At 29.5% G+C, this 7,511-nt stretch carries 8 protein-coding genes; 5 read left to right on the forward strand and 3 right to left on the reverse strand.

What is annotated here, in order from left to right; translation table 11 throughout:
• Nucleotides 1–11: 11 nt before the first annotated feature.
• Entirely contained in the window at nucleotides 12–1,766 is a 1,755-nt protein-coding gene (locus ACVC3Y_RS13005) for an ABC transporter ATP-binding protein (RefSeq protein WP_303424022.1), read from the forward strand.
• Nucleotides 1,767–1,904: 138 nt separating this feature from the next.
• Complete coding sequence (locus ACVC3Y_RS13010) at nucleotides 1,905–2,312, forward strand: PUR family DNA/RNA-binding protein (RefSeq protein WP_452227127.1); 408 nt, start codon at nucleotides 1,905–1,907, stop codon at nucleotides 2,310–2,312.
• Nucleotides 2,313–2,467: 155 nt separating this feature from the next.
• Here the strand turns inward: ACVC3Y_RS13010 and ACVC3Y_RS13015 are convergent, their stop codons facing one another.
• Genes ACVC3Y_RS13015 through ACVC3Y_RS13025 form a run of 3 tightly spaced genes read right to left on the reverse strand, consistent with a single transcriptional unit; the run spans nucleotide 2,468 to nucleotide 4,742 of the window.
• Entirely contained in the window at nucleotides 2,468–3,499 is a 1,032-nt protein-coding gene (locus ACVC3Y_RS13015; RefSeq protein WP_452227128.1) for a lysophospholipid acyltransferase family protein, read from the reverse strand.
• A 5-nt stretch (nucleotides 3,500–3,504) separates the two neighbouring features.
• Nucleotides 3,505–4,404, reverse strand: a complete 900-nt coding sequence (locus ACVC3Y_RS13020; RefSeq protein ID WP_303424025.1) for a bile acid:sodium symporter family protein — start codon at nucleotides 4,402–4,404, stop codon at nucleotides 3,505–3,507.
• Between the two features lie 2 nt (nucleotides 4,405–4,406).
• On the reverse strand, nucleotides 4,407–4,742 hold the full coding sequence (locus ACVC3Y_RS13025; RefSeq protein WP_303424026.1) for a tRNA-binding protein: 336 nt from the start codon (nucleotides 4,740–4,742) through the stop codon (nucleotides 4,407–4,409).
• Nucleotides 4,743–4,891: 149 nt separating this feature from the next.
• On the opposite strand from ACVC3Y_RS13025, the gene ACVC3Y_RS13030 reads away from it, so the two are divergent.
• The 3 genes from ACVC3Y_RS13030 to ACVC3Y_RS13040 all read left to right on the forward strand — a co-directional run bounded on the left by ACVC3Y_RS13030 (nucleotide 4,892) and on the right by ACVC3Y_RS13040 (nucleotide 7,263).
• On the forward strand, nucleotides 4,892–5,446 hold the full coding sequence (locus ACVC3Y_RS13030; RefSeq protein ID WP_303424027.1) for a thioredoxin family protein: 555 nt from the start codon (nucleotides 4,892–4,894) through the stop codon (nucleotides 5,444–5,446).
• A 67-nt stretch (nucleotides 5,447–5,513) separates the two neighbouring features.
• Nucleotides 5,514–6,635 carry a tyrosine-type recombinase/integrase gene (locus ACVC3Y_RS13035; protein ID WP_452227129.1) on the forward strand — a complete coding sequence of 374 codons (1,122 nt, stop codon included), beginning with the start codon at nucleotides 5,514–5,516 and terminating at the stop codon, nucleotides 6,633–6,635.
• Between the two features lie 133 nt (nucleotides 6,636–6,768).
• A complete protein-coding gene (locus tag ACVC3Y_RS13040; protein WP_452227130.1) occupies nucleotides 6,769–7,263 on the forward strand; it encodes a hypothetical protein in 495 nt (164 codons plus the stop codon).
• The last annotated feature ends 248 nt before the right edge of the window (nucleotides 7,264–7,511 follow it).

Consider the following 7,511-nt stretch of genomic DNA (forward strand, 5'->3'; position numbering starts at 1 on the left):
AATTTCTGTAAATGAAAGAATTACAGCATCTAAATAAGTACTTTTTAAAATATAAATTTAGTTTAATTTTTGGTATTTTAATAACTATAGCCTCAAAGATTTTTTTATTATACACTCCTCGGTTAATTAGAAAGTCTATTAATATAGTCGATGCATATAGAATAGGTACAACGTCAGATATTCAATTTGTTAAAGCCGAGCTATTAGAAAACATTTTATATATCATTGGTGCAGCATTAATTACAGGGATTCTTACCTTTTTTATGCGCCAAACGTTAATTAATGTATCGCGTTATATTGAGTTTGATTTAAAAAATGAAGTATACCAACAATATCAAAAACTATCTCTCAATTTTTACAAAAAAAATAGAACTGGTGATTTAATGAACCGAATTAGTGAAGATGTTGGAAAAGTACGTATGTATGTAGGCCCTGCTATTATGTATAGTATAAACACGATTACACTTTTTATAATTGTTATTGGTTCCATGTATAGTCAATCCCCAAAATTAACTTTATACACATTAATTCCATTACCTATTTTATCTATAATTGTTTTTAAAGTTAGTAAAGAAATACACAAGAGAAGTACTATAGTACAAGAATATTTATCTAAACTTTCAACTTTTACACAAGAATCTTTTAGCGGAATCTCTATTATTAAAGCCTACGGTATGGAACCGCAAACCTTTACTAATTTTGATACACTTTCAACTTCTAGCAAAGAAAAACAATTACATTTAGTTAAAGTACAAGCCTTATTTTTTCCAACAATGATATTATTAATAGGGCTGAGTAATTTAATTGTTATTTACATTGGTGGAAAACAATATATAAATGGCGAAATTGAAAGCTTAGGAACCATTGCCGAATTTATTATTTATGTAAATATGCTAACTTGGCCAGTTGCAACTGTTGGTTGGGTAACCTCTATTATACAACAAGCTGAAGCCTCACAAAAACGCATCAATCATTTTTTAAAGATAGAACCTGAAATACAGAATAAGGTAAATGAAACCAGTATCATCGAAGGAAATATTTCATTTAAAAACGTATCCTTTACTTATGATGACACTAATATTGAAGCTTTAAAAGATGTAAGTTTTAACGTAAATGCAGGAGAAACATTAGCCATTATAGGAAAAACAGGTTCTGGGAAATCTACTATTTTAGATCTTATTGGAAGGCTTTACGATATAAAAAACGGCCAATTATTAATTGATAATAAACCAATAGACCAAGTAAACCTTAATGATTTACGAAATAGCATTGGTTATGTTCCGCAAGACGCCTTTTTATTTAGCGATACCATTAACAACAATATTAAATTTGGTAAAGAAGACGCAACAGATGAAGAAGCAATTCAAGCGGCTAAAAATGCACAAGTTCACAAAAACATTACTGGGTTTACAAAGGGGTATGAAACCATTTTAGGGGAACGTGGCATTACACTTTCTGGCGGACAAAAACAGCGTGTATCTATAGCTAGAGCAATTCTTAAAGACCCACAAATATTATTATTTGACGATTGCCTTTCTGCTGTAGATACAGAAACCGAAGAAAAAATACTAAAAAGCTTAAACAAGCTCTCTAAAGGAAAAACCACGATTATTGTTAGTCATAGAATATCGTCTGCTAAAAATGCAAACAATATTATTGTATTAGACGATGGTAAAATTATACAAGAAGGATCACATGAACAATTAATAGATCAAGCTGGGTATTACAAAGACTTATACCTAAAGCAACTCTCTGAAAAAGTGTAGCAACCTCATTATTAACACCAACAATAACACACTGTACATTAGACGTTTAAAAAGATTTATAACATTTAGTTGGTGGTTATGTATTTTTTTTTGATTTTTGAAGTTCTATTAATTAAACCTTAATATAAAAACAAGACTATGGAAACCAACGGAATGATGGAGAAAGAGGAAATTTATTCTAAAGTATTAAGAGCAGGACGACGCACTTATTTTTTTGATGTTAGAGCTACTAAAGCAGGAGATTATTACTTAACGGTAACAGAAAGTAAAAAGTTCACTAATGATGATGGTTCTTTTCATTATAAGAAACATAAAATTTATATTTATAAAGAAGATTTCTCTGAATTCAATAGTATTTTAGCAGAAATGACAGATTATATTATCGCCGAAAAAGGAGATGAAGTAATTAGCGAACGTCACCAAAAAGACTTTAAAAAAGAATATAATACAGATACTGTAACAGAAAGCACAGCAAATTCGCAAACAGATGCGCCTTCAGAAGCTGTAGAAAGTAGATTTACAGATGTAGATTTTGATGATATTTAATATCTAAAAAACTTTTAAATTTTAAAACCGTTGCTTCTAGTAGCGGTTTTTTTGTTCCCATATTTAACTAAATAGCGTTATATTTTAAAAAATAAAATTCGAAGCGATTGACTTTTCCTCTTAATTTAAGAAATTACTTCTTAGCTCGTAACGAATTAATACTTCACATAAAACAAAGCTAAAACAATAACTACCAATACATATAAAGCTGTTATTTGCCAGCCAAAGAAGCTAGCTAAAAGGAATACTAGTACTAAAAGCCAGGCCGGAAATAAGGTAATATAAAGAGCAAACCTAAAAGTAGCTACAAACTCTATTTCCTTAATTTTTGGCCTTGCATAATTTTCCCAAACAAAGAAAGGAATACTAAAATTTACTAAAAGCAGGTACTTTATAAACGTTTTTAAAAAGTTTGTTTTAGATGTTTCCTGTTTTGGGCAAGCATCAAAGTTAGAAGCAATACAATTATTTACTATTTCCGGTTTTAAAAAATCAACTTCTTTAGCTTCTAGTCTCTTTATAATTTCCTCGTAATTAGTTGCAGGAATATGTGTCGTTAATTTACAAATAGCTTGATGCAAATCGTTTTTAAGCGCATTTATGGCTTGGTTTTTATCTGTAGTTACATAGTTTTTTGCAGCAATAGGCTTTCCAAAGAAAACGGAAGTACTATCTGGAAAAGCATCTGCTTGCAAATAATTAATTCCTACAGGAACAATTTGTAAATCGACTTCAGGGTACTTCTCTAAAGTTTCAAAAATAATTCGTGTAAACCCTTTGCTTAAAGGTCTAACGGTTCGATTAATATGATGATTTCCTTCTGGAAAAATAACGACAGCTTTATTCTGTTTTAAAATATTTGTACATGTAGAAAATATTGAATTATTATTACTAATACTACTCCAACCGTCTCGAATTCTATAAACAGGAAGCATTTGCAGACTCCTCAAAACCTTATCAATAATAGGTTTATTAAATACGGAAGCTCTGGTTAGAAAGTAGCAGAATCTTCCAGACTTTGCTGCAATTAATAAAGGATCAATAAGCGCATTTTGATGGTTGCTTAAAAATAGAACAGGCTTATTTTTTGGTACATTATGTACATTATACACTTTAAAACTCTTGTAGTAAAAAAAGAGTCCGATTCTAATGTAAGTTCGTATAAAATGTAACCAAAGTAGTTTCAAATCTGTTATTTTTTAGAATTTGCAGACCAATAAAAAGATAAGCATAAACCAGAAACAATATGCCAAATCCCCCAAAAGGCTGCAATTAAAGCCATTCCACCCAATCCGTTAAAAAACGTAAAAATAAGTAATAAGCCCAAACCGGAGTTTTGAATTCCTGTTTCTATTGCTAATGTTTTTTGATTCTTGAAGGATAAACCAAATGCTTTTGCAAGAAAAAAACCTAAAGCTAGTGCAATTATATTGTGACTAATTCCTAACAATAATACTTTATCGATGTAGGCATTAAAAATATCTAAATTATTTGAAAACGCAATAACCACAATAGCGACGAAAACAATAATAGAAAATGGTTTTAATATTTTAGAAAGTTTTTTCGCTAGTTCTGGCATTTTACTTCGCAAGTACATTCCTAATAATAACGGAATTCCTAAAATGAGTAATACTAGTTTCACTAGATCTAAAAAATTTAATTCTACATTTTGCAAAAGTTGTGCTGTAGGTTGGTATAAGTTTCCATAAAACTGAAAATTTAAAGGTGTTAAAAACATAGCCAAAAAAGTTGCAAATGCTGTTAAACTTACCGATAGCGCTGTATTTCCTTTTGCAAGATGCGTCATGAAGTTCGATATATTTCCGCCAGGACAAGCAGCAACCATCATCATACCAAGTGCGATACTTGCTTGAGGTTTAATAAGTAAAATAAAAAGATAGGTAATAAAAGGTAGCAATACAAATTGTGATACAATACCGAGTAAGACTACTTTTGGTTGCTTAAATAATTGTTTAAAATCGTTAACCGTTACACCAAGGGCAACGCCAAACATAACGACTGCTAATGCTAGATTTAAAACCCAAAGACCGTTAGCATCAAAATTAATTTTTACATTGTCTAATTCTAGCATATTTATGAGACAGTCGTTCCGTTTTTAACTTTGTTTTCCGGGTTTAATAAAATTACATCTTTATTTTTTACAGCACCAAGTACCAAACATTCGCTCATTAGTTTACCTATCTGTTTTTTTTCAAAATTAACAACAGCAACAATTTGCTTGTTAAGTAAATCTTCTTTTTTGTATAAGGTAGTAATTTGGGCTGAAGACTTTTTAATTCCTAAATCTCCAAAATCAATGCTAAGAATATATGCTGGATTTCTGGCTTCCGGAAAATCTTGAACTTCTATAATGGTTCCTACACGTAAATCTACTTTGCTAAAATCTTCAAAAGTTATGGGTTGTGTCATTTTATTTCGTTAGAGAGGCTTAATATATTGATTTTTTACTACTAATAGTTGTGAATAAAAAAAATAATTTCAGATAAATTGAAACTTCCTTTCTTATGGTTTTCCGCTTTTATTGTTATCTTTTTCCTTTATTTTAAAAACCAATAAAAATGGCAAGAACTCCATCTAACATGCTTCCTTTAGGAACAAAAGCACCAGATTTTAAATTACTAGATACTGTTTCTAAAGCATACTTAACCCTTCAGCAATTAAAAGGAAAACAAGCAACAGTAATTATGTTTATATGCAACCATTGCCCTTTTGTTATTCATGTAAACCCTGCTTTGGTAGAAATAGCTAAAAAATACGAAGCACAAGGTATTCATTTTATTGCAATTTCTAGTAATGATGCAGAAAACTACCCGCAGGATGCTCCAGAAAAAATGACAACACACGCTAAAAAAAACGGCTATCCGTTTTCGTATTTATATGATAAAACACAAGACGTTGCTAAAGCCTACGACGCTGCATGCACACCAGATTTTTATGTTTTCAACTCCGAATTAAACTTAGTTTATCGAGGACAGTTAGACGATTCAAGACCTGGAAATGGCGTAGCTGTTTCAGGATTAGATTTACGACATGCTTTAGATTGTATTTTAAGTAAAACAGAAAACGAGAAACTACAAAAACCAAGTATTGGTTGTAATATAAAATGGAAGTAAATCCATTTGCTTTTGTGTGGTATATTTTCTATATTTAAAGATTATTCTATCTATAAAAAAGGAAGAAATGGCACAAATAGAATTATCTAAAATACAGCATAACAATCAAGAACAGGTTAAAATTGATTTTGAATATAATTACGATTTAAAAGAATATATAAAACTGTTTCCATTAGTAAAATGGAGTAATTCGCATAGAGCATATTATATTCCATTTAGCAAAACAAATGTGAATAATTTATATAAACATTTAAGAGCGAAACAGCATGTTGTAGACTACAGTTTAATTGTTAGTAATACTTATGATAGAAGTACAAAGTCTGAAGCAAAATTAAAACCTTTAAAGGAAGACTATATAAAACCCATTAAAGAATTTGTACAATGGATGCATATTAAAAGGTATAGTTTTAACACGATTCAAACCTATGAATCAATGTTGATTATCTTTTTTAAATACCATAACTCAAAAAAAATAGAAAATATCACCAATAAGGACCTAATAGATTTTAATGACAATTATATATTAGCGAACAACTATTCTTACACTTACCAAAACCAATTAGTAAATGCAGTTAAACTTTTTTATCAGCAAACGCACCATGTACATTTAGACTTAGAAGCATTAGATAGACCTAAAAAGAGCAAACGTTTACCAGAAGTTTTAAGTTTAGATGAAGTAAAAGATATTTTATATAATGCTACCAATTTAAAACACAAAACCTTGTTATGTTTGTTGTATTCCTGTGGATTACGAATTGGAGAAGCATTAAGTTTAAGGCTGTCCTCTTTAGACTTAGAACGCAGGTTACTACATGTAAAAGCAGCAAAAGGAAGAAAAGATAGATATGTTCCGTTATCTATAACTATGATTACATTATTACGAAGGTATTATAATAGCTATAAACCTAAAGGTTTTCTATTTGAAGGGCAACGTGGAGGCGAATATTCTGCAACAAGTTCTAGACAAGTTTTAAGAAGGATATTGAATAAAACAGCAATCAAGAAGCATGTTACATTACACACATTGCGACATAGTTATGCGACGCATTTATTAGAAAACGGAACAGATATTAGGTATATACAAGTACTTTTAGGACATAATAGCCCAAAAACTACGATGATATACACACATGTGAGCACAATTAATTTAGAAAAAATAAAAAATCCTTTTGATGATTTTGAAATTTGATATACATTTAGAAAATAAACGATGTATTAATACATCGTTTTTCATCTTATTTAGATGCAAAACGATGTGTTTTACGATTGTATAAACTAGTTGTAAGTAATTTACAAACTGAACTCGAAAACAATAATAATTAATGGATTACGGAATAATTTACTTTATAATATTTGCGGTTATAATGATAGTAATCTACCTAAATAAAAGAGTCAATAACAATCGAGCAAAAGAATTATTAACTGATTTAGAATCTGAATTTTCTAAAAAGTTTAAAATATCTGGAGAGGTTTATTTTACAAAATCACATAAACTTTTAGATGCGGATTTAAAAATACTATACTCAGAAAATGATTTGTTAATCAGTGGATTTGACTACTACAGAGATAGAAGAACAACTTTTATGTTTTACAACAATAACAAACTGAATTTATTGAGTAAACTTTCGATTCCAAAATATTTAATCTCTGAAATTGAAATTATAGAGAATGAAAGTATAATTATAAAAAGCGGAGAGAAAATAAAAATCACTCTGAATTATAAAAAATACGGAAAAGAAAAACCTCAATTGAAAGAAATTGAATTTGATAGCTTGATAAGAAAACTGAATAAAAAAACTACTTACAACAATGTATAACCGCAATTACGGCGGATTCGACTACGTCCGAATCCACTCGGAATTGCTAAAGTCTGTGATAAACCGAAAATTAACGCATATTAACCCGTAACTGACGGTTATACGAGACCGTTAGCATTCATATTTTCTTTAGATTTTCAAAAACGAAAATTCAGGTAATATGAAATTAAAATTTTTAATAAACTTTTTTTAGTTCATTACCATTTATACATTTTTTCCCACAAGCTTTTAAGATTAATAAGGAAAAG

It is taken from the genome of Lacinutrix cladophorae (assembly GCF_053604645.1).